This window comes from Saccharopolyspora endophytica (assembly GCF_018070075.1).
Taxonomy (GTDB): Bacteria; Actinomycetota; Actinomycetes; order Mycobacteriales; family Pseudonocardiaceae; genus Saccharopolyspora; species Saccharopolyspora endophytica.
On the sequence record NZ_JAGPXE010000002.1, the window covers coordinates 65,709 to 92,279 of the forward strand.

The 26,571-nt window shown below is 70.2% G+C and carries 23 protein-coding genes; 15 read left to right on the plus strand and 8 right to left on the minus strand.

Annotated elements, in window-relative coordinates:
• Positions 1-22: 22 nt before the first annotated feature.
• Positions 23-448, plus strand: coding sequence for a PPOX class F420-dependent oxidoreductase (locus tag KBO27_RS04425; protein ID WP_210968693.1), 426 nt, complete (start codon positions 23-25; stop codon positions 446-448).
• Positions 449-683: 235 nt separating this feature from the next.
• Here the strand turns inward: KBO27_RS04425 and KBO27_RS04430 are convergent, their stop codons facing one another.
• Positions 684-2,399 carry a DEDD exonuclease domain-containing protein gene (locus KBO27_RS04430; protein ID WP_210968694.1) on the minus strand — a complete coding sequence of 572 codons (1,716 nt, stop codon included), beginning with the start codon at positions 2,397-2,399 and terminating at the stop codon, positions 684-686.
• 76 nt (positions 2,400-2,475) lie between these two features.
• On the opposite strand from KBO27_RS04430, the gene KBO27_RS04435 reads away from it, so the two are divergent.
• From KBO27_RS04435 to KBO27_RS04445, 3 genes are all read left to right on the plus strand, one after another.
• Positions 2,476-3,837 (plus strand): NYN domain-containing protein, encoded by a 1,362-nt coding sequence (locus KBO27_RS04435; protein WP_210968695.1) that lies wholly within the window; start codon positions 2,476-2,478, stop codon positions 3,835-3,837.
• Positions 3,838-4,421: 584 nt separating this feature from the next.
• Positions 4,422-5,468 (plus strand): C40 family peptidase, encoded by a 1,047-nt coding sequence (locus KBO27_RS04440; protein WP_307870233.1) that lies wholly within the window; start codon positions 4,422-4,424, stop codon positions 5,466-5,468.
• A gap of 98 nt (positions 5,469-5,566) precedes the next feature.
• Positions 5,567-6,871, plus strand: a complete 1,305-nt coding sequence (locus tag KBO27_RS04445) for a hypothetical protein (RefSeq protein WP_372448823.1) — start codon at positions 5,567-5,569, stop codon at positions 6,869-6,871.
• Between the two features lie 111 nt (positions 6,872-6,982).
• Here KBO27_RS04445 and KBO27_RS04450 read toward each other — a convergent pair whose 3' ends face one another.
• Positions 6,983-8,791 carry an AMP-dependent synthetase/ligase gene (locus KBO27_RS04450; RefSeq protein WP_210968697.1) on the minus strand — a complete coding sequence of 603 codons (1,809 nt, stop codon included), beginning with the start codon at positions 8,789-8,791 and terminating at the stop codon, positions 6,983-6,985.
• Between the two features lie 256 nt (positions 8,792-9,047).
• On the opposite strand from KBO27_RS04450, the gene KBO27_RS04455 reads away from it, so the two are divergent.
• The 5 genes from KBO27_RS04455 (at position 9,048) to KBO27_RS04475 (ending at position 12,878) form a co-directional block, all read left to right on the plus strand.
• Complete coding sequence (locus KBO27_RS04455) at positions 9,048-9,836, plus strand: metallophosphoesterase family protein (RefSeq protein ID WP_210968698.1); 789 nt, start codon at positions 9,048-9,050, stop codon at positions 9,834-9,836.
• A gap of 90 nt (positions 9,837-9,926) precedes the next feature.
• Entirely contained in the window at positions 9,927-10,367 is a 441-nt protein-coding gene (locus KBO27_RS04460) for an SRPBCC family protein (protein WP_210968699.1), read from the plus strand.
• 8 nt (positions 10,368-10,375) lie between these two features.
• Entirely contained in the window at positions 10,376-11,593 is a 1,218-nt protein-coding gene (locus tag KBO27_RS04465; RefSeq protein WP_210968700.1) for an ArsA family ATPase, read from the plus strand.
• Positions 11,594-11,598: 5 nt separating this feature from the next.
• Positions 11,599-11,952 (plus strand): hypothetical protein, encoded by a 354-nt coding sequence (locus KBO27_RS04470; protein ID WP_246536299.1) that lies wholly within the window; start codon positions 11,599-11,601, stop codon positions 11,950-11,952.
• Positions 11,946-12,878: an ROK family protein gene (locus KBO27_RS04475; protein ID WP_210968702.1), complete on the plus strand. Its 933-nt coding sequence runs from the start codon at positions 11,946-11,948 to the stop codon at positions 12,876-12,878. Before KBO27_RS04470 ends, KBO27_RS04475 begins: the two co-directional genes overlap by 7 nt.
• 15 nt (positions 12,879-12,893) lie before the next feature.
• Here the strand turns inward: KBO27_RS04475 and KBO27_RS04480 are convergent, their stop codons facing one another.
• Together KBO27_RS04480 and KBO27_RS04485 are read right to left on the minus strand one after the other, a co-directional pair.
• Positions 12,894-13,379: a DUF308 domain-containing protein gene (locus KBO27_RS04480; RefSeq protein ID WP_210968703.1), complete on the minus strand. Its 486-nt coding sequence runs from the start codon at positions 13,377-13,379 to the stop codon at positions 12,894-12,896.
• On the minus strand, positions 13,376-14,137 hold the full coding sequence (locus KBO27_RS04485; RefSeq protein ID WP_210968704.1) for an alpha/beta hydrolase: 762 nt from the start codon (positions 14,135-14,137) through the stop codon (positions 13,376-13,378). The genes KBO27_RS04480 and KBO27_RS04485 overlap by 4 nt, the downstream gene beginning before the upstream one ends.
• A 277-nt stretch (positions 14,138-14,414) precedes the next feature.
• On the opposite strand from KBO27_RS04485, the gene KBO27_RS04490 reads away from it, so the two are divergent.
• The 4 genes from KBO27_RS04490 (at position 14,415) to KBO27_RS04505 (ending at position 18,468) form a co-directional block, all read left to right on the plus strand.
• A complete protein-coding gene (locus tag KBO27_RS04490) occupies positions 14,415-15,161 on the plus strand; it encodes a lysophospholipid acyltransferase family protein (RefSeq protein ID WP_210968705.1) in 747 nt (248 codons plus the stop codon).
• 45 nt (positions 15,162-15,206) lie between these two features.
• Entirely contained in the window at positions 15,207-15,707 is a 501-nt protein-coding gene (locus KBO27_RS04495) for a polyadenylate-specific 3'-exoribonuclease AS (protein ID WP_132672568.1), read from the plus strand.
• A gap of 134 nt (positions 15,708-15,841) precedes the next feature.
• Positions 15,842-16,867 (plus strand): 6-phosphofructokinase, encoded by a 1,026-nt coding sequence (locus KBO27_RS04500; RefSeq protein WP_210969206.1) that lies wholly within the window; start codon positions 15,842-15,844, stop codon positions 16,865-16,867.
• A gap of 149 nt (positions 16,868-17,016) precedes the next feature.
• Positions 17,017-18,468 carry an MFS transporter gene (locus KBO27_RS04505; RefSeq protein ID WP_210968706.1) on the plus strand — a complete coding sequence of 484 codons (1,452 nt, stop codon included), beginning with the start codon at positions 17,017-17,019 and terminating at the stop codon, positions 18,466-18,468.
• A 93-nt stretch (positions 18,469-18,561) separates the two neighbouring features.
• Here the strand turns inward: KBO27_RS04505 and KBO27_RS04510 are convergent, their stop codons facing one another.
• Together KBO27_RS04510 and KBO27_RS04515 are read right to left on the minus strand one after the other, a co-directional pair.
• Complete coding sequence (locus KBO27_RS04510) at positions 18,562-19,398, minus strand: hypothetical protein (protein WP_210968707.1); 837 nt, start codon at positions 19,396-19,398, stop codon at positions 18,562-18,564.
• A 194-nt stretch (positions 19,399-19,592) separates the two neighbouring features.
• The gene (locus KBO27_RS04515) at positions 19,593-19,817 is read right to left on the minus strand and encodes an HC3 family zinc finger protein (RefSeq protein ID WP_210968708.1); all 225 of its coding nucleotides are present in this window, start codon (positions 19,815-19,817) and stop codon (positions 19,593-19,595) included.
• A gap of 99 nt (positions 19,818-19,916) precedes the next feature.
• Between KBO27_RS04515 and KBO27_RS04520 the strand changes: the two genes are divergently transcribed.
• A complete protein-coding gene (locus tag KBO27_RS04520; protein ID WP_210968709.1) occupies positions 19,917-21,107 on the plus strand; it encodes a helix-turn-helix domain-containing protein in 1,191 nt (396 codons plus the stop codon).
• A 94-nt stretch (positions 21,108-21,201) separates the two neighbouring features.
• Complete coding sequence (locus KBO27_RS04525) at positions 21,202-22,587, plus strand: class II 3-deoxy-7-phosphoheptulonate synthase (RefSeq protein ID WP_210968710.1); 1,386 nt, start codon at positions 21,202-21,204, stop codon at positions 22,585-22,587.
• A 122-nt stretch (positions 22,588-22,709) separates the two neighbouring features.
• On the opposite strand, the gene mptB is transcribed toward KBO27_RS04525, so the two are convergent.
• Both mptB and pknB read right to left on the minus strand, forming a co-directional pair.
• Positions 22,710-24,281 (minus strand): polyprenol phosphomannose-dependent alpha 1,6 mannosyltransferase MptB, encoded by a 1,572-nt coding sequence (mptB, locus tag KBO27_RS04530; RefSeq protein ID WP_210968711.1) that lies wholly within the window; start codon positions 24,279-24,281, stop codon positions 22,710-22,712.
• Positions 24,282-24,497: 216 nt separating this feature from the next.
• Positions 24,498-26,498, minus strand: a complete 2,001-nt coding sequence (gene pknB / locus KBO27_RS04535) for a Stk1 family PASTA domain-containing Ser/Thr kinase (RefSeq protein WP_210968712.1) — start codon at positions 26,496-26,498, stop codon at positions 24,498-24,500.
• Between the last annotated feature and the right edge of the window lie 73 nt (positions 26,499-26,571).

A 26,571-nucleotide genomic window follows, 5' to 3' on the forward strand; every position in this document is an offset into this window, starting at 1 on the left:
CGGCGATCGGTAGCGTCCGGGCATGGCTACGTTGCAGGATCCGAAGGTTCGCGAGTTCCTCTCCCAGGGCACCCGGACCGGGTTGCTCGGTTTCACCGCCGCCGACGGCCGTCCGCTGGTCGCGCCGGTGTGGTTCGTCGTCGACGGCGACGTGCTGGTGTTCAACACCGGCAAGGACTCCGCCAAGGGCAGGTCCGTCCTCCGCGACCCCAGGTTGGCGCTGTGCGTCGACCTGCCCCAGCCGCCGTACGCGTTCGTCCAGGTCCAGGGCACGGCGGAGGTGTCGGAGGATCCCCAGGACCTCGTCGACACCGCCACGATGATCGCGGCCCGCTACGTCGGACCGGACAAGGCCGAGGATTTCGGCCGCCGCAACGGAGTCCCCGGCGAACTCGCGATCCGCCTCCACCCCACCAAGATCAACGCAGCCTTCGACATGACGGCCTGACCCCACCCCCAACCCCGAATACCGCAGTAATCAGACCCCCGATTACGGGAGTATTCCGTGCGACGACCCGGATTACGGCCGTAGTCCGGTCCCTGTCTACGGGAGTTTTCCGGGTGGTGGTCCTGAATACTGCCGTAGTCGGGTCCCTGATTACGGGAGTTTTCCGGGTGGTGGACGGAGTACCCCGGTAATCGGGGTTCTGATTACTGCGGTATTCCGGTGCCCCGGGGCGGGGTCAGTCGATGGCTGCGTAGGGGGTTCGGCCTGTGGTGGCCTTGTCGAGCCAGGTCCGCCAGGTGGCTGCTGCGCTCGCGGGCTCGGTCCAGGGAGTGGTGGTGCGGACCAGGCGGGTTCCGCCGGTGGTGAGCCAGCGGTAGATGACGCGGGTCTCGTCGGCGGTGGCGCCGTGGAGGGGACCTGGGCCGTCGAGGACCGTTTCCGCCGAGGCCTGGAGCATGTCGACGACCGGCATCGGCGGGACGCCCCGGCGGGCGACCCCGGCGGAGGCGAGGCGGCCGTGGCGGATGACCGACAGGTGCCAGCCGCGCCGGCCGTCCGGGCGGGCGGCGACGAGTTCCGGGACCGAGGCGAGCGCGGACAGCCGCTGGCCGCGGTCCAGCGAGCGGACGAGATCGGCGAGCCGGTCGCGGTGGTGGGCGGCGTCCTCGAACCGCTCGGTGTCGGAGAGCCGCTGCAGCTCCTCGCGCAACCGCTCCAGCAGGTCTCCGCTGCGTCCGCGGATCACGTCCCGGATGGCGATGACCTCGGGGGCGTACTCCTCGGCGCTCTGCAAACCCGCGCACGGCGCGCCGCACCGGCCCAGCTCGTGCAGCGCGCACGGGCGGATCGGTTTGCGCGGCGAGAGGCGCTCGGTGCAGCGCCGGACGAAGGTCGCCGACTGCAGGGCTTCCACGGCCGCGCTCGCGGCGTGCCGGGAACCGAAGGGCCCCAGCGCGTCCTCGCGCGGCGTGCGCACGATCGACAGCCTCGGGAACGCCTCGTCGGTGAGCACCACCCACCACGCGCGCTGCGGGAACTTGGAGCGCCGGTTGTAGCGGGGCTGGTGCGCCGAGAGCAGCCGCAGTTCCCGCACTTCAGCTTCCAGCGGATGCGCGCACTCGACGTGGTCCACCCGGTCGGCGATGCCGACCATCTCCTTGACGCGGGCCCTGCGCTCGCCCGCGGTGAAGTACTGCCGCACGCGTCGCCTCAGGTCGGAGGCGGTCCCGACGTAGAGGACCTCGTCGTTGGGGCCGCGGAAGAGGTAGACGCCGGGGGAGTTGGGCAGCGAGTCGGCCAGGCCGCGCTTGCGCTTCTGCTGGGGTGTGACGTCCGGGAGGTGCCCGAGCAGGTCCTCCAGGGTGCGCACGCCGAGCGGTCCGAGCCGTTCCAGCAGGGCGTGCAGCACGTCGACGGTGGCGCGGGCGTCGTCCAGCGCGCGGTGCACGGGTTCGGTGCGGGCGCCCAGGACGCGGGCCAGCGTGCCGAGCTTGTGGTTGGGCGTCTCGTCGCGGGTCAGGACCCGGCGAGCCAGCCGGACGGTGTCGACCACCTGCGGTTTCGGCCATTCCAGTCCGAGCTGTTCGCAGCCGGCCCGCAGGAATCCGAGGTCGAAGGGAGCGTTGTGCGCGACCAGAACCGCGCCCCGGCAGAACTCCAGGAACGCGGGCAGCACGCTGTCCCAGCGAGGTGCGTCGTGCACCATCGCCTCGGTGATGCCGGTGATCGACACGACGGCGGGCGGGATGCCGCGTTCGGGGTTGACCAGGGTTGCGAACTCGCCGAGCACTTCTCCGCCGCGCACCTTCACCGCGCCGATCTCGGTGACGGCGTCGCCCTGCCGGTCGCCACCGGTGGTCTCCAGGTCGACCACCACGAACGTCGCCTCCTGCAGCGGGATTTCCTCGCTGATGGCGATCTCGTCGAAGGTCAGCTGGCGGTGCGCGGACATCATCGGCACGCTACGTCCCACCACCGACACCGCGACGCGTGCGTGTGCGCGGAACGACGGCGATTAGCCTGTGGGAATGGCGACACCGAACTCGGGGCCGGACGGCCCCACTCCGGAGGAGTCCGCTGTGGACGGTTCCCAGCAGACTCCCGGTGCCGCGCCTGTCGATCCCGAGCTCCTGCCGCCTCCGCTGCGCGCCCGGCTGGCCGACCTGGCCGCGGGCGCGCTCGACGAGATGCGCTCGACCGACGTGCCCGCCGCGCTGCGCCCGGTGGTGCGCTTCGCACCGGCCAAGCGCGCCAAGCTCGGTCAGCCCGCGCTGCTGAGCGCGCTGCGCGATTCCTCGGTGTTCCGCACCTCGGTGCTGGACTGGTGCCGCAACCACCGCCCGGGGGCGTTGTCGTTGCAGGACCCGGATCCGGTGGTCGTCGGTGCCGCGGCGGTGTTGCAGGGCGCCGCGATCGCCTCGCACTACGCGGAGTTGATCGGGTTCCGCAGCGAGCAGGGGCAGTTGCGGGCCGAACGCGATTCGGCCCTGGCGAAGGTCGAGCGGCTGACCACCGAGGTCGACCGGCTCAAGGCGGAGCTCGCGCAGGCTCGCGAGTCGGCGGATCAGGCCGCGGGCAACGCGGAGGCCGACCGGCTGCGGAAGCGCCTGCGCGAGCAGGGCGTGCGGTTGCGGGAGGCCAAGGACGCCGCCGAGGCCGCGCGGGAGGAGCTCGCGCGGGCCCACGAGGAGCGGGAATCGGCCGTCGCCGAGGTCGCCGCCGACCGGGACCGCGAACGCCTGCGCGCGCAGGAGGAGCGGCAGCGCGCCGATCACGCCGCCGCGGAGGTGCGGGTGGCGCGGGAGAGCGCCCGGGAGGCCCGGCAGGGCGACGAGGTCCGGCTGGCGCTGCTGCTGGAGACCTTGGAGGGCGCGGTCGGCGGTTTGCGCCGCGAGCTGGGTGCCGCCGGTTCCGGGCCGCGCCCGGCCGACGTGGTGCGGCGGGTCCGGGAGCAGAGGGCGACTTCCGGCGAGGTCGCCGACGTCGCCGCGCTGGACCGGCTCCTGGGCCTGCCCGCGGTGCACCTGATCGTGGACGGCTACAACGTCACCAAGACCGGGTACCCGGAGCTGCCGCTGGCCGATCAGCGCGATCGGCTGGGCCATCAGCTCGCGGCGCTGGCCGCTCGCACCGGTGCCGAGGTCACCTTGGTCTTCGACGGCGCGGACGTGCTGGCGGTGCCGACGGCGGGACCTCGTGGTGTGCGGGTCCTGTTCAGCGAATCAGGGGTGCAGGCCGACGACGTGATCCGCGATCTGGTCGCCGCAGAGCCGGAGGGCCGTCAGGTCGTGGTCGCCACGTCGGACCGGGCGGTGGTGACCTCGGTGCAGCGGCGCGGCGCCTACTCGGTGTCCTCGGCGATGTTGTTGGCGCGGCTGAACCGGGTCTAGGTGCTGTGAGGAGTCGTTTTGCTCAGCGGTGCGGGTAGCAGAACCTGAGCGGCTCCGTGGACTCCCTGCGCCGCTCCTGATGTATGTCCAATACACGGCGTCGCGACGTACTCGCCACGAAGCCGCTCAGAACCTGCGGCGGTGCAGGTTGAGTCCCGCACCTGAAACAGCGGCTCCGCCGCATTCTCAAACCGGGTCCAGCCGTTCGTCGCTGTTCTGGTGCCGCCCGGCGACTTCGGGGAGGTGTCCGAAGTCATAGTGGATCACTCGGGTACGCTCCGTATCCCGAAGGTGGGCGTGTTGTGGTGACAAGTCCAGGTGACGGTGGCGCAAGATCCGTTACTGTGAGCAAGTGACTATCCTCCGTTAGGGGTGTTCGGTCGCGCTCAGTAGAAAACGGGCCCCGCTTCTAGACGTGTCGCCTCACCTTTCGTAACCTACCTGAGTCCTCGTGGCGATCAGTTGCTCATACCGGGCGACACGCGAGGCGCCGCTGATTCGGTTTTGTCGGGGAACCGGGCCGCGTTCCAGCGGGTTTTCCGCATGCGGTCAGGCGGTCGGAATCAGAAGGAGCTGTGCGCGACGTGGCGTCGCACGGAATCAAGCGCTCATTGCGAGGCGCCCTGGCCGCTACCGCGGTCGCTGCAGTCGTCGGCATGACCTCCGGCGGTGCCGCCCTCGCAGACCCGCCTCTCCCGAACAACGCCTCGGACGCGGCCAAGCAGGTCCGCGAGCTCCAGCACCAGGCTGAGCAGCTCACCGAGGACATGAAGAAGGCCGAGGACGACCACGAGGCCAAGAAGGCCGAACTGGCTCGTTCCGAAGCTCAGGCCGCGCAGGCCGAGCAGGTCGCCAACCAGGCCCGCGGTGAAGAAGAGCGGTTCCGCGGCCAGGTCGACAAGCTCACCCACGCCTCCTACCAGGGCGCGCGGTTGAACAAGCTCTCCGCACTGCTGGTGAGCGAGACCCCGGACGACTTCCTGAACCGCGCTTCCGCGCTGGACGCGCTGGCCAAGGACAACAACGACGCGGTCAAGGCGCTCGCGGCGGCCACGCACCAGGCCGAGAACGCGGAGCGGACCGCGAAGGACGCGCGCAACCGCGCGGCCCAGGCCGAGCAGGACGCCGCGCGGCTGGCCGTGGACATGAAGAACAAGTCCAAGGCCATGAAGGACCAGATCGAGAAGGTCGAGGAGAAGTACGCCGAGCTCAGCGGCGAGGACCAGGACTCCCTGATCTCCGACGGTGAGACCGGTGTCGGCTCGATCGCCGGTGCCGGTGCGGCCATCCAGGCCGTCAACGCGGCGCTGGGCAAGCAGGGCTCGCCCTACGTCTGGGGCGCCAAGGGCCCCAGCAGCTTCGACTGCTCCGGGCTCATGTACTGGGCCTACAAGCAGGCGGGCGTGACCATCGGCGGCTCGACCAAGACCCAGGTCAGCGAGGGCAAGTCGGTGACGGCCAGCCAGCTCAAGCCGGGCGACCTCATCTTCTACTACAGCCCGGTCAGCCACGTGTCGATGTACATCGGCAACGGCAAGGCCGTGCACGCCCCGACCTCGGGCGACGTGGTGAAGGTGACCGACTACAAGAAGATCGGTGACGTCACGGCCATGCGCCGCGTGGCGGGCTGATCCGCGAAGTCGTGCTTCGGGGCCGGTGCCTTCGGGTGCCGGCCCCGAAATGTTTTCACGTGCGGTGTGCGTCGACCGGTGCGGTGAACGGACTTACGATGCGAGCCGTGTCTTCGACCGGAAAAGCGCGCGGCTGGCTGGTGCTCGCCGCGTCGGCTGCGGTGCTGGGTGGGCTCGCGCTGGTGGGTCTGCCGTCGCCGGCTCCGGTCGAACCGCCGCCGGCCCCGGCCTCGGCCGGGCACGCGGGTCTGGCCGCCCGCTTGCCGGCCCCTGAGATGGCCGTGCGCGACTTGCTGGCCCGCCGCGAGGAATCCATCCGGGACGGCGACGAAGCGGCGTTCGCAGCCACTGTGGACCCGGAAGCGCCCGCCGAGTTCCAGCAGCGCCAGCTGCAGCTGTTCCACAACCTGCGGTCCGTGCCGCTGAGCAGCTTCGGCTACCGGCTCGACGGCGCTCCGCTGGCGCACGCCCCGGTTCCGGCCGCCGACGAGGTGCTGGCGTCCCGGGTGGTGCTGCGGTACGCGCTCTCCGGTGCCGATTCGGTGCCCACGCAGCGCCCGCTCGGCTACCTGTTCGTCCGCCGAGGTGCCTCCTGGTACCTCGCCGAGGACACCGGCGTGGTGCCCGACGCGTGGCGCGGACCGTGGGACTTCGGCCGCGTCGAGGTGCGCCGCACCGATCGCGGGGTGGTCGTCGGCCACGACGCCGCCGCTGTGGACCGGGTCGCGGAGCAGCTGGACGCATCGGTGGCCGACGTGACCGAGGTGTGGGGGAGGGGTTGGGCGCAGCGCGTGGGCGTGCTGGTTCCCGGCTCACCGGAGGAGCTGCGGTCGCTGGTGGGACCGGAGTTCGCCGTCGACGGCATCGCCGGTGTGGCGATCGCCGATCTGGTGGACACCCGGACGAGGCGGGTGGAGGGAGCTCGCGTCGTGCTCAGCCCGAGCACCACCGAGCAGCTCTCCGGCGTGGCGCTGGGCGTGGTGCTGCGGCACGAGATCACCCACGTCGCGGCTCGGGCGGTCACCGCCGACGGCGCTCCGATGTGGATGCTGGAGGGCTACCCGGACTACATCGGCTACCGCAAGAGCGGACTGGCCCCGCGCGACGTCGCCCCGGACCTCGCCCGCGCGGTCCGGGAAGTGGGCCCGCCGCTGCGGCTGCCCACCAACAGCGAGTTCCACCAGGCCGGTCGCCGTCTCGACCTCGCCTACCAGCAGTCCTGGTCGGTGGTGCACTTCCTGGCGCAGCGCTTGGGCGAGCCGGGCCTCACCGAGCTCTACCGCCGCATCGCGATGGCCACCAGCCCGGACGAGGCGGAGGCCGCCCTCCACGAGTCCACCGGCATGACCTCGCCGCAGCTGCTGGCGGCCTGGGGCGCCGACCTCCCGAGGTCGCTGGCCTGAGGGACGAGAACGGCGGTGCTCCAACCGGAATCCGGTCGTCGCACCGCCGTGTGTCACCCGGAGGCGTTCGAGCACCGGCACCGCCCGGGTCGACCGGACGGTGCCGGTGGATCAGGAGTAGATCGCCTCGATGTCGGCCGCGTGGTTCTCCGCGACCTTGTTGCGCTTGAGCTTCATGCTCGGGGTGAGCTCGCCGGTGGCCTCGGTGAAGTCCTCGGTGAGGATGCGGAACTGCTTGATCGCCTCGGCCCGGGACACCGCCTTGTTGGCCTCGTCGACCGCGCCCTGGACCTCGGCCCGCAGGTCCGGGTCGTTGATCAGCTCGGACATCGGCGTGTCGGCCGGCCGGTTGTTGTTGGCAAGCCAGGACGGCACGAACTCCGGGTCCAGCGTGACCAGCACGCCGATGAACGGCTTCTGGTCGCCGACCACCATGCACTGGCTGATCAGCGGGTGCGAGCGCAGCCCGTCCTCCAGCACGGCCGGGGCGACGTTCTTGCCGCCGGCGGTGACGATGATCTCCTTCTTGCGGCCGGTGATCCGCAGGTAGCCCTCGTCGTCGAGCGAGCCCAGGTCGCCGGTGTGGAACCAGCCGTCCTCGATGGACTCCTCGGTGGCGGTCGGGTTGTTCCAGTACTCCTTGAACACCACGTCGCCCTTGATCAGGATCTCGCCGTCCTCGGCGATGCGGATCGAGGTGCCCGCCAGCGGGCGGCCGACGGTGCCGACCTTGAAGCCCTCCTCGACGTTCACCGCGGCCGCGGCGGTCGTCTCGGTCAGGCCGTAGCCCTCCAGCACCGGGACGCCGACGCCGCGGAAGAAGTGCGCCAGCCGCTCGCCCAGCGGAGCACCGCCGGAGACCGCCGCGATGCAGCGACCGCCCAGCGCGGCGCGCAGCTTGCCGTAGACGAGCTTGTTGAACACCGCGTGCTTGGCCTTGAGGCCGAGCCCCGCGCCGCCGTCGTCCATGGCCTTGGAGTACTGGACGGCGGTCTCCTCGGCGGCGTCGAAGATCTTGCCCTTGCCGTCGCCGTGGGCCTTCTGCTTGGCGGTGTTGTAGACCTTCTCGAACACGCGCGGGACGGCCAGCACGAACGTCGGCCGGAACGAACCGAGGTCGTTGATCAGGTCCTTGACGTCCGCGGTGTGGCCGAGGGTGACCTTGCCGTAGATGCACATGATGGTGATCGCGCGGGCGAGCACGTGCGCCATCGGCAGGAACATCAGCAACGAGTTGCCGGGCTTGGTCAGCTGCGGGAACGCGTCGATGTCGGCGCGCACCTCGGCGAGCAGGTTGCGGTGGGTCAGCACGCAGCCCTTGGGGCGGCCGGTGGTGCCCGAGGTGTAGATGAGGGTCGCGGCGTCCTCGGCGGTGACCGCCCTGCGCCGCTCGTGCACCTGCTGGTCGGGTACCTCGGCGCCCAGCGCGGTGAGCTCGTCGACCGCGCCGGCCGCGCCGCCGCTGGTCGGTCCCTCGATCTGCCAGATGTGGCGGACCTCGGAGAGCCGGTCGATGACCTTCTCGATCTCGGCGCGGTGCGCCTCGGTCTCGACGAAGGCGGCCTTCGCGCCGGAGTCGGTGAGGATCCACTCGGCCTGGTCGGCCGAGGAGGTCTCGTAGATCGGGACTGTGATGCATCCGACAGTCCAGATCGCGAAGTCCAGCAGGGTCCACTCGTAGCGGGTGCGGGACATCAGCCCCACCCGGTCGCCGGGTTCCAGCCCGGCGGCGATCATGCCCTTGGCCACGGCCAAGACCTGCGCGGCGAAGTCGGCGGCGGTGACGTCGACCCAGGTGCCGTCCACCCGGCGCCGGAAGCTCACAGTACTCCCGAAACGCTCCGCGTTGGCCCACACCATGTCGGTGAGGTTCTCGTCCTCGGCCACTTTCGTAGTGGCGGGTGCGCTGAACTCTCGCACGTCGAAACCTCCGAAGAAAAGCCTGTCTAGTGGGCTCAACCTAACGCTGATAGTTACTGGGCGGTAGCCCCCGTTATCTCAGGCCACACCAGCGGGCACAGCCTAAACCTCTTCCATTCGGACGATCGTCCACCGGTCGACGGCGCGACGGGTGCGGCGACGGCAGGTAAGAACAAGTGCACAACGGGCGGTGCGATCCGGCACCTCGGCGGATTAGGTTCGACAGAAGCCGTCATCGCGGAAGTGGGGTTGGAAGTTGCGCGTTCACGTCGTGTCCGACGTCCATGGCAACGTCGAGGCGCTCAAGCGCGCCGGCGACGGGGCCGACGCGCTGGTCGTGCTGGGTGACCTGATCGACTTCGTCGACTACCACGATCACGGCAACGGCATCCTCGGTCGCGTCTTCGGCGCGGAGAAGGTCGAGCGGTTCGCCGAGCTGCGGCGCAGCCGCCGCGGCCCGGAGTTCGGGGCCTACATCCGCTCGTTGTGGGCGAGCCTGACCGACCCGGCCCAGACGGTCGCCGACGCCGTGCGCGAGCAGTACGCGGAGCTGTTCGGTGCGATGACCGCGCCCACCTACGCGACGCCCGGCAACGTCGACGCGCCCTACCTGTGGCCGGAGTTCGCGCGCGAGGGCATCCACGTCCTCGACGGCGAGACGACCGAGATCGGCGGGCTGACGTTCGGGTTCGTCGGTGGCGTGCGGCTGCCCGAAGGAGCGACGCTGCGCGCCCACTCGGCCTGGGTGCCCTACCTGCGTGTCGCGGAGGAGTACGACGAGGCGGTGGCCTCGCTGCCCGCCGTGGACGTGCTGTGCACCCACCAGCCGCCCGCCGTCGCGGAGCTGACCTACGACGTGGTGGCGCGCAGCCAGGAGGCGGGTTCCGCCAGCGTGCTGGCGCGCATCAACGCTGATCAGCCCCGGTGGTCGCTGTTCGGGCACGTGCACCAGCCGCTGTCGCAGCGGATGCGCATCGGCCGCACCGAGTGCGTCAACGTCGGGCACTTCAAGCGGACGGAGCGGCCGTACGTCCTGCGGTGGTGAACGACGCCCGAGGAGGTGAGTTTCGCGGACTTCGCAGAAACCTCGCTCCTCGTTGACGCCGCGCGGGTGGCTACCCGGTAGCCTGCGCGCATGGTCGATCAGTCCACCCAGTCCATCGAGATCGAGGCCCCCGCTGCGCGGATCATGGCGGTCATCGCGGATTTCCCGGCGTATCCGGAGTGGGCGGAAGCGGTCAAGGAGACCGAGGTGCTCTCCCACAACTCCGGCGGGAGCGCCGAGCGGGTCCGCTTCGTGCTGGACGCGGGCGTGGTCAAGGACACCTACACCAACGTCTACAGCTGGTCCGCCGACGGTCTCTCGGTGAGCTGGGAGCTGGTCGAAGGTCAGGTGCAGAAGGCCCAGAAGGGCAGCTACGCGCTCAAACCGCTCGGTGACGAGCGCACCGAGGTCACCTACAGCCTCGCCGTCGACCTGGCGATCCCGATGATCGGCCTGTTCCGGCGCAAGGCGGAGAAGATGATCATGGATACGGCGCTCAAGGAGCTCAAGCGCCGCGTGGAAGCGGAATAGACCGCCCATTGCGCATCCTGCTGTTCACCGGAAAGGGCGGGGTCGGCAAGACGACCCTGGCCGCGGCCACTGCCGCGCGCGTCGGGGGCGACGGCGGCAAGGTGCTGGCGGTCTCGACCGACCCGGCCCACTCGCTGGCCGACGCGCTCGGCGCCGATCTGGGCGCGCAACCCGCCGAGGTCCGCGTCGGTGACACCGGCGCGGTGCTGCACGCCGCCGAGGTCCAGACCCGCAGCCTCGTCGACGGGACCTGGCGCGAGCTCCGCGAGCACCTGCGAACCCTGTTGCGGGGCGCGGGGGTCGGCGAGGTCGACGCCGAGGAACTCACCGTGCTGCCCGGCGTCGAGGACCTGCTCGCGCTGACCGAGGTGCACCGGCTCGCGAGCAGCGGGCTGTGGGACACCGTCATCGTCGACTGCGGCCCGACCGCCGAAACGCTGCGCCTGCTGGCACTTCCGGAGTCCCTGGCCGGGTACCTGGAGCGGCTGTTCCCCGCCCACCGCAGGGCCGTTCGCGGTCTGCTGGCCGGCATCGCCGGCAGCGACCAGGTGGAGCGCTGGGACGCCGTCGCCGACGGGCTCGGCAGGCTCGCCGAGCAGCTGGCCGCGCTCAAGGACATGCTCACCGATCCCGGCACCAGCGTTCGCCTGGTGCTGACGCCGGAATCCGTCGTCGCCGCCGAGACCCGCAGGACGCTGACGGCCCTCGCGCTGCAGCGGATCCGCGTCGACGGGCTGGTCGCCAATCGCGTGGTCCCGCACCCGGGTTCGGCTCGGGGCGACGCCGCCGGTTGGCTGCGGACCCGCCGCAAGGAGCAGGAGGCGGTCCTCGACACGCTGCGCGCGGCCACCGACCTGCCGCTGCGCACCGTCGAGCACCGCGCGGCCGAGCCGGTCGGCACCGCGCAGCTGCTGGAACTCGGCGCCGAGCTCTACGGCGACGGCGACCCGCTCGCCAACGACGCGACCCCGCCGGAGATGCGCGTCGGCGGTGGCGGCAAGTCGCTGGACGCGGAGTACACGCTGCGCATCGGTCTGCCGCTGCACCCGGCGGCCGAGCTGGACCTGGCCCGGATCGGACCCGAGCTGGCGATTACCGTCGATGGACGGCGACGGCTCGTCGCCCTGCCCGCTGTGCTGCAGCGGTGCGTGGTGACCTCGGCCGTGGCCGGCGACGACGGGCTGACGGTGCGGTTCCGTCCCGACCCCGATCTGTGGATGCGGTGAACCAGATGCGCGAGCACGATCGACTGCTCGAAGAGCTGCGGCTGCTGTTGGACGCCCTGGCGGGCAAGGCGGAGGAGTACCTGCGCGGCTGCGCGCGCGACGGGCAGCCGGACGAGTCCGGTGCGGGCTGCGGCTGGTGCCCGCTGTGCGCGGCGATGGACCTGGCGCGCGGGCAGCGTCCCGAGCTCAACGACCAGCTGCTGGGCATCGTCCAGCAGCTGAGGCAAGCGCTGGCCGACCACGCCGAGCCCTCCGCGGACGAGCCGGAGGAGGCTCAGCCGGAGGAGCCGAAGGTGCAGCGCATCCAGGTCCAGCGGGTCGCGGGACCGGTTCTGGCGGAGAGAGACGCGGTGTGCTGACCATCGGCGTGGACGTGGGCGGCACCAGCGTGCGCGCGGCCGTGGCGGACGAGCACGGCCAGATCCTGCGGATGCACCGGGTGCCGACCCCGAAGACGGGTCCGGAGCTCAACACGGCCATCGCCGACACGGTCCGGGTGCTCACCGATCAGTACCCGATCGACGGAGTCGGTCTGGCGGTCGCGGGTTTCGTCAGCGAAGACCGCCGGGTGGTGCGGTTCGCGCCGCACCTGCCGTGGCGGCACGTCGCCGTCGCCGACGAGCTCTCCCACCGGCTGGGGCTCCCGGTGGTGCTGGAGCACGACGCGAACGCGGCGGCCGTGGCCGAGCAGCGCTTCGGCGCCGCCGTCGGTGCCCGCGTCGCCGCCCTGGTGGCCATCGGGACCGGCATCGGCGGTGCGCTGGTGATCGACGGCGAGGTCTTCCGGGGCGCGTTCGGCGTGGCGCCGGAACTCGGCCACCTGCGGCTGGTGCCGGGCGGCCGGGAGTGCCCGTGCGGCAAGAGCGGCTGCTGGGAGCGCTACTGCAGCGGAACCGCGCTGGCCACGACCGCCGCCGAGCTCACCGGAACCGGCAGCACGTCGCTCCCGGCGGAACCGTCCGGCCTCGACGTCGCCCGCGCAGCGGACGCCGGAGACGAGGTCGCGGTCCGCGCGTGGGACGACCTGGCCCGCTGGCTGGGGGAGGGGCTGGCGCTGGTCGCCGACGTCTACGACCCCGAGGTCGTGGTCATCTCCGGTGGTGTCTCCGACTCGGCGCACCTGTTCCTCGACAAGGCCCGCGATCACTACGCGGCGGCCGTCACCGGCTCCGGCCACCGGCCCCTCGCCCGGGTCCGCGTCGCCCACCACGGCGACCCGGCCGCGATGATCGGGGCGGCGGCCATGGCCCGCCAGCACGTCCTGACCGGCCCGAAAGTCCCCTGAGGCAACGGGCCTCTGCTAAACCTGCGCGCCGTCGTCGTCGGAATCGCTGGGCGGCGTGTGCCGGAGCCGGAAGAGCAGCCAGCCGATACCGGCGCTGATCAGCACCAGGCCCAGCGGGAGCTTCACGGTCGCCGCGATGCCCGCCAGGCCGGGGATCAGCAGCACCAGCACTCCGAGCACCACGATCCCGACTCCGAGGAAGGTCGCCGGGCGCGGGATCGGCAGCGGCGGGGGCTCGGGCGGAACGAAGTGCTCCTCCTCTTCCGCTGCCGGGGCCCAATCGCGCGGACCTTGCTCCGCGGGCGGTTCCACCGGCTTGGTCTCCTCCGGTGCGTCGGCCGCCGGACGCGTCGGCTCCTCCGGGGACGGCTGCGGCTGCGCGTCGTCGTCCTCGCCCGGCCACTTGCCGAACTTGGTGTCGCGTTCGAGGTCGGCGACGATCTCGGCGAAGGCGGCGTCGATGTCCTCCGGCCCGTCCGAGGAGTTGTGGCGGGCGCTCATGCCGACTCACCGACCCGTGCGCTGTGGACGCGGTGCACGAACTCGACGCTGTCGCTGAAGATTCGCGGCGCGTCGTGATCCAGGGTCGCGACGTGGTAGCTGTCGTCGAGCACGACCTCGGTGACGTCCTGGCTGCCCACCTCGTGCAGCACGATCGCGGAGTTCTCCGGCTCCACGACGTGGTCGACGGCGGAGTGCAGCAGGAGCAGCGGCTGCCGGACCGATCCGAGGTCGGCCCGCACCACGCTCCACATCTGCTGCAGGCTCGCCATGCCGCGCAGCGGCAGGCGCGAGTAAGCCAGCTCCACGACCTCCGGCTTGGCGATGTCACCCGCGATGGCCGCCATCGACGGAACGACCCTGCTGAGCACCGGCAGCAGCTTGGCCTCCTTGCGCAGGGTCATGACCGACGGGTTGACCAGCACGATCCCGGCGATGTCGGGGTGCAGCTCGGCGAGGCGCAGCGTCAGCGTGCCGCCCATCGAGAGCCCGAAGACGAACACCGACCGGCACCGGTCGCGCAGCTCGTCGAGCGCCTGCTCGACGGCGCCGTACCAGTCGCGCCAGGTCGTCCGGTTGAGTTCCTGCCACCGCGTTCCGTGGCCGGGGAGCAGCGGGCAGCGCACGGTGTGGCCGGCTTCGGCCAGGTGTTCGGCCCAGCCCCGCATGCTCTGCGGCGTGCTGGTGAACCCGTGGCACAGCAGCACGCCGATGTCGTCGGAGCCCTCGTGCGCGAATGGTTCTGCGCCGACTAGCACTGACCCTGTTCCTCCCACCCGTGAACCTCCCACCCGGCTCGAACGCCACGGGGCCGCTGTGCCTGTTGCGCTTCATCGTCGCACGCGGAGCCGCCGATTGGGACTGGCTCGCGAGCGTCCGAGGATCGGCCGTTCGCGGCGCAGTGCACAACGAGCGGAACGGAGGATTCCATACCAGGTGTGACGTGATCGGTTTCCGGACGGTGCTCATTGTGCGCAAAGTTCGCGCTCCGTAGGCTGAACAGCAAAGTTTCGCGCGTGAGGAGGCGGCGGCGCCGTGATGTACTGGGTGATGAAACACCTACTGCTCGGTCCCCTCATGAAGTTGTTCTGCCGCCCGCGAGTCGAAGGCGTCGAGCGCGTGCCGCGCGAGGGTGGCGCGATCCTGGTCAGCAACCACATGGCCGTCGCCGACTCGTTCTTCATGCCGCTGATGATGCCGCGGCGGGTGACGTTCCTGGCCAAGCGCGAGTACTTCACCGGCAAGGGTGTGCGCGGCAAGTTCAAGAAGGCGTTCTTCTCCGGCGTCGGCCAGGTGCCGATCGACCGCTCCAGCGGTGCCGCCGCGCAGGCCGCCCTGGACACGGGTGTGCGGCTGCTGTCGGAGGGCAAGCTGCTGGGCGTCTACCCGGAGGGCACCCGTTCCCCGGACGGCCGTCTCTACAAGGGCAAGACCGGTGTGGCCCGGATGGCGCTGGAGTCGGGGATGCAGGTGATCCCGATCGCGATGTTCGGCACCGACAAGGTCAACCCGATCGGCTCGAAGATGTGGTGGCCGCACAAGGTCGTGGTCAAGGTCGGCGAGCCGCTGGACTTCTCCCGCTACGAGGGCATGGCGGGTGACCGCTTCGTCGAGCGCTCGATCACCGACGAGATCATGTACGCGCTGATGGAGCTCTCCGGGCAGGAGTACGTCGACGTCTACGCCTCCAAGGTCAAGGACGAGCTGGCCGCGCAGGGCAACGACCTGGGCGGGTGGAGCAGCAGTTCGGCTTCGCGGCTGCCGCAGTCCAAGGCGGGCTGACGGGCCCGACCGAGTCGCTCGAACACCGCCGCATACGCTTCGTGGGTGCGGTACTTCTACGACTGCGAGTTCATCGAGGACGGGCGGACCATCGATCTGGTGTCGATCGGTGTGGTCGACGAGACGGGTCGCGAGTTCTACGCGGTGTCCACCGAGTTCGACGCCGCCCGGGCGGGCGCCTGGGTGCGCGAGCACGTCCTGCCGCAGTTGCCGCCGCCGGCCGAGCAGTGCTGGAAGTCCCGGTCCCGCATCCGCGAGGACCTGTACAAGTTCCTCACCTCGCGCAGCGGGAACATCGAGCTGTGGGCCTGGTACGCCGCCTACGACCACGTGGCGCTGGCGCAGCTGTGGGGCCCGATGCCGACGCTGCCGTCCCGGATCCCGAAGTTCACCCGCGACCTGCGGCAGCGCTGGGAGGACGTCGGCAAGCCCAAGCTGCCGTCGGCCCCGGACAACGCCCACGACGCGCTCGCCGACGCCAAGCACAACCTCGAGCGCTGGAAGGTCATTGAGGAGATCCAGCGCAAGCGCGGATACCCGCTGTAATTCCGCCATACCGGCGAGTAAGCACGTCAGGTTCTTGCTGCACCGATCCAGTCCGTGAAACGCTGTCCCGAGGGGGAGACGTGGATCACTGACGGGTTGGATTCGAGGAGGCGGCAACAGCGATGCCCGCTGGAATGCGTGTCGGAGTACTCACCGGTGGCGGCGACTGCCCAGGGCTCAACGCGGTGCTCCGCGCGGTGACCCGCAAGGGGGTCTCGGTCTTCGGGCACGAGATCATCGGATTCCGGAACGGCTGGCTCGGCCCGATCGAAGGCCTGACGACGCCGCTGACGCTGGACAAGGTGGAGGAGATCCTCAACCGGGGTGGCACGATCCTCGGCTCCTCGCGCACCAACCCGTTCAAGGTCGACGGTGGCGTGGACCGGCTCAAGGCCACGATCGCCGAGCACCGGATCGACGCGCTGGTCGCCATCGGCGGTGAGGACACCCTCGGCGTGGCCGAGAAGCTCACCCAGGAGGGCGTGCCGGTGGTGGGCGTGCCGAAGACGATCGACAACGACCTCGACGCCACCGACTACACCTTCGGTTTCGACACCGCCGTGCACATCGCCACCGAGGCGATCGACCGGCTGCGCACGACGGCCGAGTCGCACCACCGCGCGCTGGTGGTCGAGGTGATGGGCCGGCACGCGGGCTGGATCGCCCTGCACTCGGGCCTGGCGGGCGGCGCGAACGTGATCCTGGTGCCGGAGCAGGAGTTCAACGTCGAGCGCGTCGTGGACTGGGTCCAGCAGCGCTTCGAGCGCCAGTACGCCCCGATCATCGTCGTCGCGGAGGGCGCGATCCCGGAGGGCGGCGAGGAGCTGCTGGCCGGTGGCGAGAAGGACGCGTTCGGGCACGTCCGGCTCGGTGGTGTCGGCACCTGGCTGGCCGATGAGATCGCCCACCGGACCGGCCAGGAGTCCCGCGCGGTCGTGCTCGGCCACACCCAGCGCGGCGGCACCCCCACGGCCTACGACCGGGTCCTGGCCACCCGCTTCGGCCTGCACGCCATCGACGCCATCACCGACGGCGACCACGGCAAGATGGTCGCCCTGCGCGGCACCGACATCGTCCGGGTCCCGCTCGGGGAGGCGACGGCGGCGCTCAAGACGGTCCCCAAGGAGCGCCTCGCTGAAGCCGAAGTCCTCTTCGGCTGACCCACCCGGCAACGCGGGGGCCTCGAACGAAGGCCCCTGCGTTCCACCACGTGGACGCGGTTTCTCGTCCGGTTAGGCTCTTCCTTCGCGATTCGAACGGTTCGCAGCGTTGCGGCCGACATCCCCGTTCATCTCGAAGGAGCCCGCGCGTGTCCACGCAATCCGCCGCCGAGCGCCCGCCGGTGCTCATCCGCTCGGCGCAGGACGTCACCGAACTGGTCAACTCGGGTGCGGCGCGCGGCAGTCACGCGAAGATGATCGTCCTGCTGGCGCTGGGCGGGATCTTCCTGGACGCCTACGACCTCACCTCGCTGGCCTACGGCATCACCGACATCAAGCAGCAGTTCGGCCTGACCTCGGTGGGCGCGGGCGCGGTGACGGCCTCGATCAGCGTGGGCGCGATCCTCGGCGCCTGGTTCGGCGGCGTGCTGGTCGACCGGCTCGGCCGCTACCGCGTGTTCATGGCCGACATGCTGTTCTTCGTGATCTCCGCGCTGGGCTGCGCGCTCGCCCCCAACGCCGAGGTGCTGATCTTCTTCCGGTTCCTGATGGGCTTCGGCGTCGGCATGGACATCCCGGTGGCGATGGCCTTCCTCGCCGAGTTCTCCAGACTGCGCGGCAAGGGCAGCAAGGGCGCGCGCACCGCGTCCTGGTCGACGGCCTGGTACGTGGCGACCAGCGGTTGCTACGTGGTGATCATGGCGCTGTACTTCCTGCTGCCGGAGGCCCACCACGGTCTGCTGTGGCGGTTCACCGTCGGTTTCGGCGCCGTGCCGGCGCTGGTGATCCTGCTGGTGCGCAACAAGTACATGAACGAGTCCCCGTCCTGGGCGGCGGACAACGGTGATCTGCGGCGCGCGGCGGAGATCCTCACCCGCTCCTACGGCGTGAACGCCACCGTCGCCGAGGACGCTCAGGTTCCCGAGAAGCCCAAGCGCAAGGGACTTCCGGAGGTCAAGCGGCTCTTCGAGCGCCGCTACCGGGCCCGCACCTTCCAGGCCCTGACGATCGGCCTGGCGCAGACCTTCGGCTACAACGCGGTCGCCTACGGCCTGCCGGTGATCATCGCGAGCATCCTGGCGCAGGGCGCGCTGAACACGATCAGCGCGTCGCTGGTGCTCAACCTGGTCTTCGCGGTCACCGGTGGTGTGCTGGGGATCCGGCTGGCCAACCGAGTCGGCGCGTGGAAGCTGACGTTCGTCGGCTTCGCGGTCCAGCTGGCCTCGCTGGTGGCGCTGGCCCTGATCGGCAAGCCAGACGGCACCGCCTACGTGCTGTTCGCCATCGCCGCGCTGGGCGCGTTCATGTTCGCCCAGGCGTCCGGCCCGGGCGCGCACTTCATGAGCTTCGCGTCGCTGAGCTACCCGACGTCGATGCGCGGCACCGGCCTCGGCTTCAACCAGGGCACGCTGCGCGTCGGCTCGACGCTGGCCCTGTTCTTCTTCCCGGTCCTGAGCACGGCCCTCGCCAGCGGCGTCTTCTGGGTGATCGCCCTGGCACCCCTCATGGGCTTGATCGCCCTCCTCGCCAAGCGCTGGGAACCGGTCGGCTACGACGCCGACGCCGTCGAAGCGGGCGTGGAACGCGCAGCCGTCAACTGAAGCGGTGCCCGGAACTCGCGGATCCGGGACACTGCTGAGCGGGCGTGGTCCCTTGAGCGGGGTTCATCCAGGCCACCACGTCCCGTCCTCATCTCATGCGGACGTTCTCCACACGACGGCGTCCAGCATGAGCTGTTGCTCTTCAGCCCGGAGCAGCGTGATCCGCCCGTAAGCGCCTTCAGAAGTCCGCACGCAGAACACTGCGCCGGTGACGACCTCTTCGAAGCCGCTGTAGCTCTTGTACGGAGCTCGGATGCAATCGTCGAGGGTCGCCTGCTTGCTGCCCATGTACGCCAAGTGGTACGGCGCGGTCAGGGTTCCGCTCGCATTCTTGAGGTCGTCGGAGAGGTTGGGGTTGCTGCTGCTCGACGAGTACTTCGCGATCCAGTAGGGCTCGCGCGAGTCGAGATCCAGTGCGTAGTAGGGCGTTAGGGCAATGGGCTTGTCGCCGCTCGCCCTGGCGATGCTGGGGTCACCCCCAGCCGGTTCGCTCGGCGGGCTCGATTCCTGCGGCGTCGTCACGGGTGAGCTCGTCGACGGGACGTGGGCCGGCTGATCGGACGACTGCGAGGGCTGGGGTGCCTGGGATGGTTTTCCGGAGTTGGTGGGCGATCCCGCCTGCGCCCGGGTGATCATCGCGCTGGTCGCCACAGCCGTGATGAGCGAGGCGCCGGCCACGATCGCCACGATGGAGAAGATCACCCACCGATCGACCGTCCTACCGAAGGCGATCCAGAGGTGCACGGTGCCTAGGACCAGCGCGAGCGATGCGATGACCAAGGCGATGTTGTGCGTTGAACTCGTCAGCAGCGCGACCACTGCGGCGATATCGGCGAGGATGCTGATGGGCCACAACCGTTGGGAAAGGGGTTTGCGGTCAGTCCTCTCCTGAACGTGCTGCTGGCCGGGCTCCTCGCGAGTCCCCGTCACCGCTGGCTCCTCTCGTGTCGATCAACGCGGCGGGAGCCTAGCGGCGGGCAGACGTTCGCTGGGGCGGTTTTCAACGTTTCACGTCAATCGGGTGTCGGCCCCTGATCTTTCGAGCCACCACAACTCGTCGCTGCAGCAATTCGGTGGCCGGATTCACCGTCATTTTTCAGAACCCGAGCACGGAGGTTTTCGGATCACCTCGCGTGGCCAGCCTTGAGGGTGTCGTTGCATTCCTGGCAGGTCGGAGCGCAGATCCAGTCCATTTCGGATGGGACGGCCAGGGCGAAGGTCTTGCCGCAGTGCGCAGGCGCCGCCGTGCTGGCGTTGGCTCTCCGCCCAGGGAAGGCGTGCCGGGTCAGTCCGTAGCCGTGGGAGCCGTCAGCCACTGGGAGCCAGAAATAGCGCGCGGCGTTGGTCATGCGGTGCCTCCGGTCGATCACTATCGATTACGTAACGTGCCATGAATGACACTAGGAGTTACTTGCGGTTCTGAGGGACAACGCGGGGACAATGCTCGAGTGGAGAGCGCCGGGGTTCGGATCGCCGTGCTGCGCAAGCTCGCCGGGTGGACGCAGCAGCAGCTGGCGGCGCGCACCTTCGTGTCCACGAGCCTGGTCAAGAAGGTCGAGCAGGGGAGGACGCCGCCCAGCTCGGCGTTCATCGCGGCCTGCGCGAAGGCGTTCGGCGTCGACGTCCGCGAGCTGCACGGGGTGCGAGTCGCCGACGTGGTGACTGATTTCCACAGCGAACAGGCCGACATCCCTGAGCTCCGGGAAGCGCTGCACGCGTTCGATGATCCGCAACCCAGTGCCCCCGAACTCGGCGTGGAAGAGCTGCGAGCGCTCCTCGATCGAGCCGAACGACTCCGCGCCGCGCAGCGGTACGCCGAGCTGACCCGGATGCTTCCGCAGACTCTCCACCACCTCCATGCGCTTGCCGGGCGCGCCGTACCGGGCACCAGTGACGGCGAGCAGGTGCGGTCGGTCCTGCACGACGCCTACCGGCTCAGCGCCTCGGCGGCAGGGCGGTTCGGGCATCCGGACCTGGCTGCGATCGCTTCCGAGAGGCACGTGGCGCTGGCGCCGGAAACCGGAGATCCGCTTCGTCTGGCGGTCTCGGACTGGCACCGGTCGAGCAACTTCCTGCAGGCCGGACACCACTCGGCGGGCAGCCGTCTGCTCGGTCGCGCTCTGAATCGGATTGGTGACCGGCGCGATCCGCGAGCGCTCGGGGTGCAGGCGCAGTTGCACCTGCGGGCAGCGGTGCTGGCTGCGCGTAGTGGTGATGTCGAACGGGCCGATGATCACGTCCGGTCGGCCAGGGAACTGGTCGGGGCTGGTGCCGATGCTGTGCCGTACTACAACACCGACGCCAGCAAGCTGAACGTTGACGTGCATTGGTGCGCGGTACCGGTCGAGTATTACGACCCGACGGAGGCCGTGAGCCGCGCCGCTCGAGTCGTGATCGCCGACCCCACCAGGCCGGAGCGTGTTGCACGTCACCACATCGACCAGGCGCGAGCCTGGACGCTGCACGGCAGCGGTGAGCGCGCCCTCGCGGAGCTCAACGCCGCACGCCGGGTCTCGCCGCACCAGGTCCGGGTTCATCCCTCGGTGCGTGAGACCGTGCGGGTGCTGCTCGCGGGGGAGCGGCGGGTTCCCGGTGGGTTGAAGGGATTCGCGCGGTGGATGGGGTTGATCCGGTTCTGAATCGACGCCGACCGGTAGTGGACGTCGTGGGTCCGAGTGTGAGACTGCGCTCCCGACGGAAAAGGAGTAGCGCGGAGCGCCTATTCTTGACCGCGTGAACTGGACCGTCGACGTCCCCGTAGATGACCTGCCCGAGTTGCCTCCGCTGCCGTCGGAGATGCGTGCCCGTCTTGATGACGCCCTGGCTCGCCCCGCGGCTCAGCAGCCGACGTGGCCGGACCAAGAGGTCGGCAACGTTCGCAAGGTGCTGGAGAGCGTTCCGCCGGTGACCGTGCCCTCCGAGGTGGACCAGCTGCGTCAGCACCTCGCCGCGGTCGCCCGTGGCGAGGCGTTTCTGCTGCAGGGAGGTGACTGCGCGGAGACGTTCGCGGACAACACCGAGCCGCACATCCGCGGCAACATCCGGACCCTGCTGCAGATGGCCGTCGTGCTGACCTACGGCGCGAGCATGCCGGTGGTCAAGCTCGGACGGATCGCCGGCCAGTACGCCAAGCCGCGCTCCAGCAACACCGACGCGCTCGGCCTGCCCTCCTACCGGGGCGACATGGTCAACTCGCTGGTCGCCACCGAGGAGGCCCGTCGGCACGACCCGTCGCGGCTGATCCGCGCCTACGCCAACGCCAGCGCCGCGATGAACCTCTCCCGCGCGCTGACCAGCGCCGGGATGGCCGCGCTGACCAAGGTGCACGACTGGAACAAGGACTTCGTCCTCAACTCGCCGGCCGGTGAGCGCTACGAGTCCGTGGCCGCCGAGATCGACCGGGGCCTGCGCTTCATGCACGCCTGCGGCGTCGACGACTCCAGCCTGCACTCCGTGGAGTTCTTCGCCAGCCACGAGGCGCTGGTGCTCGACTACGAGCGGGCCATGCTGCGGTTGGACCACAGCGGCGACACGCCTCGGCTCTACGACCTGTCCGGTCACTTCCTGTGGGTCGGCGACCGCACCCGCCAGCTCGACGGCGCGCACATCGCCTTCGCCGAGCTGATCTCGAACCCGATCGGCCTCAAGATCGGCCCGAGCACCACGCCCGAGCAGGCCGTCGAGTACGTCGAGCGGCTGGACCCGAACAACGAGCCGGGCCGCCTCACGCTGATCAGCCGGATGGGCAACGGCAAGGTGCGCGATGTCCTGCCCGCCATCGTCGAGAAGGTCACCGCCTCCGGGCACCAGGTGATCTGGCAGTGCGACCCCATGCACGGCAACACCCACGAGGCCAGCACCGGCTACAAGACCCGCCACTTCGACCGCATCGTCGACGAGGTGCAGGGCTTCTTCGAGGTGCACAACCGGCTGGGCACGCACCCGGGCGGCATCCACATCGAGCTGACCGGTGAGGACGTCACCGAGTGCCTGGGCGGTGCCCAGGAGATCTCCGACTCGGACCTGTCCGGTCGCTACGAGACCGCCTGCGACCCCCGCCTGAACACCCAGCAGTCGCTGGAACTCGCATTCCTCGTCGCCGAGATGCTGCGAGGCTGAGCAGCGACTCGTTTCCCGCTACCTTCTGGCTCCGGGATCCGCGACTGATGTGGAAAGCGGCTTCGCCGCTTGCCTGACGAGAGAACGGGCCCGGAAGTGATTCCGGGCCCGTTCTGCTTCGGTCAGCGGCGGAGGAGGCTCTCTTCGCGGAGGTCTCGGGTGAAGTCGCGGATCGGGCCGCTCAGGCCGAGCGGGTCGAAGCGCAGCAGCGAGATCCCGCCCAGCACGGCCGCGCCGATGCCGACCGCGACGAACGGCCAGTTGTACATCGCCTGCTCGCCGTCGGGGTAGTAGGCGAGCACCAGCGCGATCGAGGCGCCCACCACGTAGGACAGGGCGCGGGGAGTCCAGGCGAACGCCGAGCCGAGGGCGAGGCCCCAGGTCAGGTACCAGGGCAGCACCACCGGTGAGAGCAGCGCGCCGCAGCACAGCACGATCGCCGCGCGGCGCACGGCTTCGGTCCCGCCGTCGCGGGCCTGCCACCAGTTCCAGGCCAGCAGCGCCAGCAGCAGCATCGAGCCCAGCGTGCGGGTGGTGCCCACGATCGGCCAGATGTTGAGCTCGCCGAACAGCGACAGCACGGTGTGCACGGCCTGCCCGACGGCGGTCGGCGCCGACAGGTAGTTCACGATCATGCCGGGTGCCGACAGCGCCGACAACCAGCCGAAACCGACCTTCGCCAGCGCCGTGCAGGAGCCGAAGACCACCGCGAACACGCCCAGCGCGGGCACGACCGCGTGCACGAACCGGCGCAGCCTCGGGCCCTCCAGCCGTGCCGCCCAGATCCACACCAGGAACGGCAGCGCCAGCCCTGCGGTCGCCTTCACCGCCATCGCCGCCGACACCAGGCCGATGCCGAGCACGTTGCGTCCCCGCAGCATCGCCAGCGTGCCCGTCGCGAGCAGGCCGATCATCAGCATGTCGTTGTGCGGGCCGCCGACCAGGTGCACCACGGTCATCGGGCTCGCCGCGACCAGCCACAGCGCGACCGGCAGGCGTCCGCCCAGGTGCTCGACCAGGCCGGGCAGCGCGCAGATCAGCAGCACCAGGCCGCCGAGCAGCACCAGCCGCATGACGATGACGCTGGCGATCACGTCGTGCCCGGCCAGCAGGATCACGCCCTTGGCCACGCCCATGAACAGCGGGCCGTAGGGCGCGGGGGTGGTCTGCCAGGTGGGGTGGACGTTCTCCGGGATCGGGCCGGTCAGCATCGCCGGGCCCACGCCGTAGGGGTCGAGGCCGTGGAGCGCGAGAAGCCCTTGGCCGAGGTAGCTGTAGACGTCGCGGGTGAACAGCGGCGGGGCGATGAGGATCGGCGCCAGCCAGGCGGCCGTCGCCCACAGCACTCCGCGCGAGGACACCAGTCGTGCGATCACGCCGCGGCCGAGCCGCACCCACGCCCAGACCAGCAGGGCGAATCCCACGTAGACGACGGTGACCGCGACATCGCGGCCGTGGCCGTAGCGCAGCACCGACAGCGGGCCGTCGCCGAGGATCGGGTCGTGGATGAGGGTTCCCGCGGCGCCGACCGAGCCGGCCAGCAGCATCACGGAACCGATCGCGCCGAGCGCGATGGTGCGCAGGGGCAGCGGACGTCCGGGGAGACGTCCGCCGAAGCTGAACGGGTCGGCTGTCGTGTTGTGGGTCCGTTCGGACCTGCCTGGTGCCGACTCCACGGAGACAATCGGGGCCATGGTGCGCTCAATATTTCCACAAGCGCCCGCCGGTCCGGCTCTGACCAGGTCAGATCGCGTGTTCCGGTAGCTTCGCGGATGATCTTCGCATCCCGGATCGCCGCTGGTAGATCCACACGTCGCAAGAACGTTACAACTCGGACACGAGATCAGGATCACGCCTACGGGTGGAGATCTTCCCCCGGAAAGACGACCGCCGATTCAGCTAGCGAGTCGTCAGAACGCCGTGACGTGGATGGCCGAACCGGGCTGCACCCGGCTTCCCGGCAGCGGGTACTGGCCCAGGATCATCATGTCCTCGCGCTGGAACAGAGCCTGCACGCTGAGTTGGAGTCCGAGCTGAGCCACCTGCACCTGCGCCTCGGTGACCTTCATGCCGTTGAGGCTGGGCACCGGGACCGCGTTGGACACCACCACGCCGATGCGCGGACGGCCGACCAGCTTGACCTCGGTGCCGATCGTCGGGTTGGTGCTGACGACCTTGCCGGCGTCGATGTCGCCGTCGAACTGCTGGCCCGCGTCGTAGGGCTCGAAGCCCGCGTTGCTCAGCGTGGTGAAGGCGTCCTCGCGGCTCATCCCGCGCACGTCCGGGACCTGCACCGGCGGTGGACCCTTGCTGACGATCAGCGACACCTCGGAGTTGAGGTTCACCCGGGTGCCCGGGGCCGGATCCACGCTGATCACGTGCCCCTCGGGCACCGCGCGGTCGTACTGCGCGGACGAGGAGTCCTGCTTGGGCTGCAGCTTGGCGTTGCGGATGAGGTTCTCGGCCTCCGCGACCGTGATGCCCGCGGCGATCTGCGGCACGGCGGGCTTGCCCAGCGAGACCACGACGTCCACCGAGCCGCCGCTGCGCACCTGCGAACCCTCGGTCGGGTTCGAGCTGAGCACGATGCCTTCCGGCACGTCGTTGTCGTTCTCCTTGGTCACGTTCGCGGTCAGCCCGGCGCCTTCCAGCGTCTGGACGGCCTGCTGCTCGGACACCCCGACGATCCTGGGCACCGAGACGTAGCTGCCGAAGCCGAGCCAGAACGCCGCACCGCCCACCAGCGCCGCCAGGACCAGCACGATCGCGGCCCACATCGCGCCGTTGCGGCGGCCCTTGCGCCGTTGCGGTTCCATGCCCGCGCCCGGTCGCGGGGTGTCGTAGTCCTCGGTGGCCGGGCGGGCGAGCGCGCGGGTGTGCTGGCGCGGCGGCTGCTGCTCGAAGTTCGCCGGGACCGGCTCGACCCGGGTCGGCTGGGCCCGCACGGTCGGGAACTGCTCGGTCGGCGGGTCGGCGACCGGCGGCATCAGCGCGGTCGTGGCCTCCGAGGCCGGCACCGGCACGGCCACCGGGGCGATGCCCAGGTCGCTGCGCACCTGCTCCAGCTCGGCCAGGAACGCCTCCGCGTCGGCGGGGCGCTCGGCCGGGTCGCGCCGGGTGGCGCGCAGCACCAGGGCGTCGAGCGCGTCGGGCACCTCGGGTGAGGTCGTGGCGGGAGGGGGCACGTCGTCGTTGACGTGCTGGTAGGCCACCGACATCGCGGTGTCGCCGGTGAAGGGAGGGCGGCCGGTCAGCAGCTCGTAGAGCACGATCCCGGCGGCGTAGACGTCGGTGCGGGCGTCGGCGGCACCCGTGGTGACCTGCTCGGGGGAGAGGTAGGCGACGGTGCCGAGGATGACGCTCCCGCTGGTCGTGCCCGCCTCGGCGGCGGCGCGGACCAGCCCGAAGTCGGCGACCTTGACCGAACCGTCCTTGCCGATGAGCACGTTCTCCGGCTTGACGTCCCGGTGCACCATGCCCGCGCGATGCGCGGAGGCCAGCGCCGAGAGCACCGGCTGCATCACGCTGATCGCCATGGCCAGCGGCAGCTTCCCGCCGCGGTCCAGGATCAGGTCGCGCAGCGTGCACCCCTCGACCAGCTCCATGACCAGGAACACGTGGTCGCCGTCGGGTCCGTGGTCCACGCCCTGGTCGTAGACGGCCACGACGTCGTTGTGGTGCAGCTTCGCGGCGGAGCGGGCTTCGCGCTCGAACCGGTCGACGAAGGAGCGGTCGCCGGAGTAGCGGGCGTCCATCACCTTCAGCGCCACCGGGCGCTCCAGGCGGGTGTCCAGACCTCGGTAAACGGTCGACATGCCGCCGCGCGCGATCATCGAGTCGACCCGGTAGCGACGTTCGAGAAAGGCTCCGACGAGGCTGTTGCCCTGTCCTTGCCGCGTCTCAGGTGTCATCGCTCGCCATTCCCCGGGTTCCTTGCCACCACCGATTGTGGCAGGTACGCGCACGGTACCGGTGCTCGGTGGG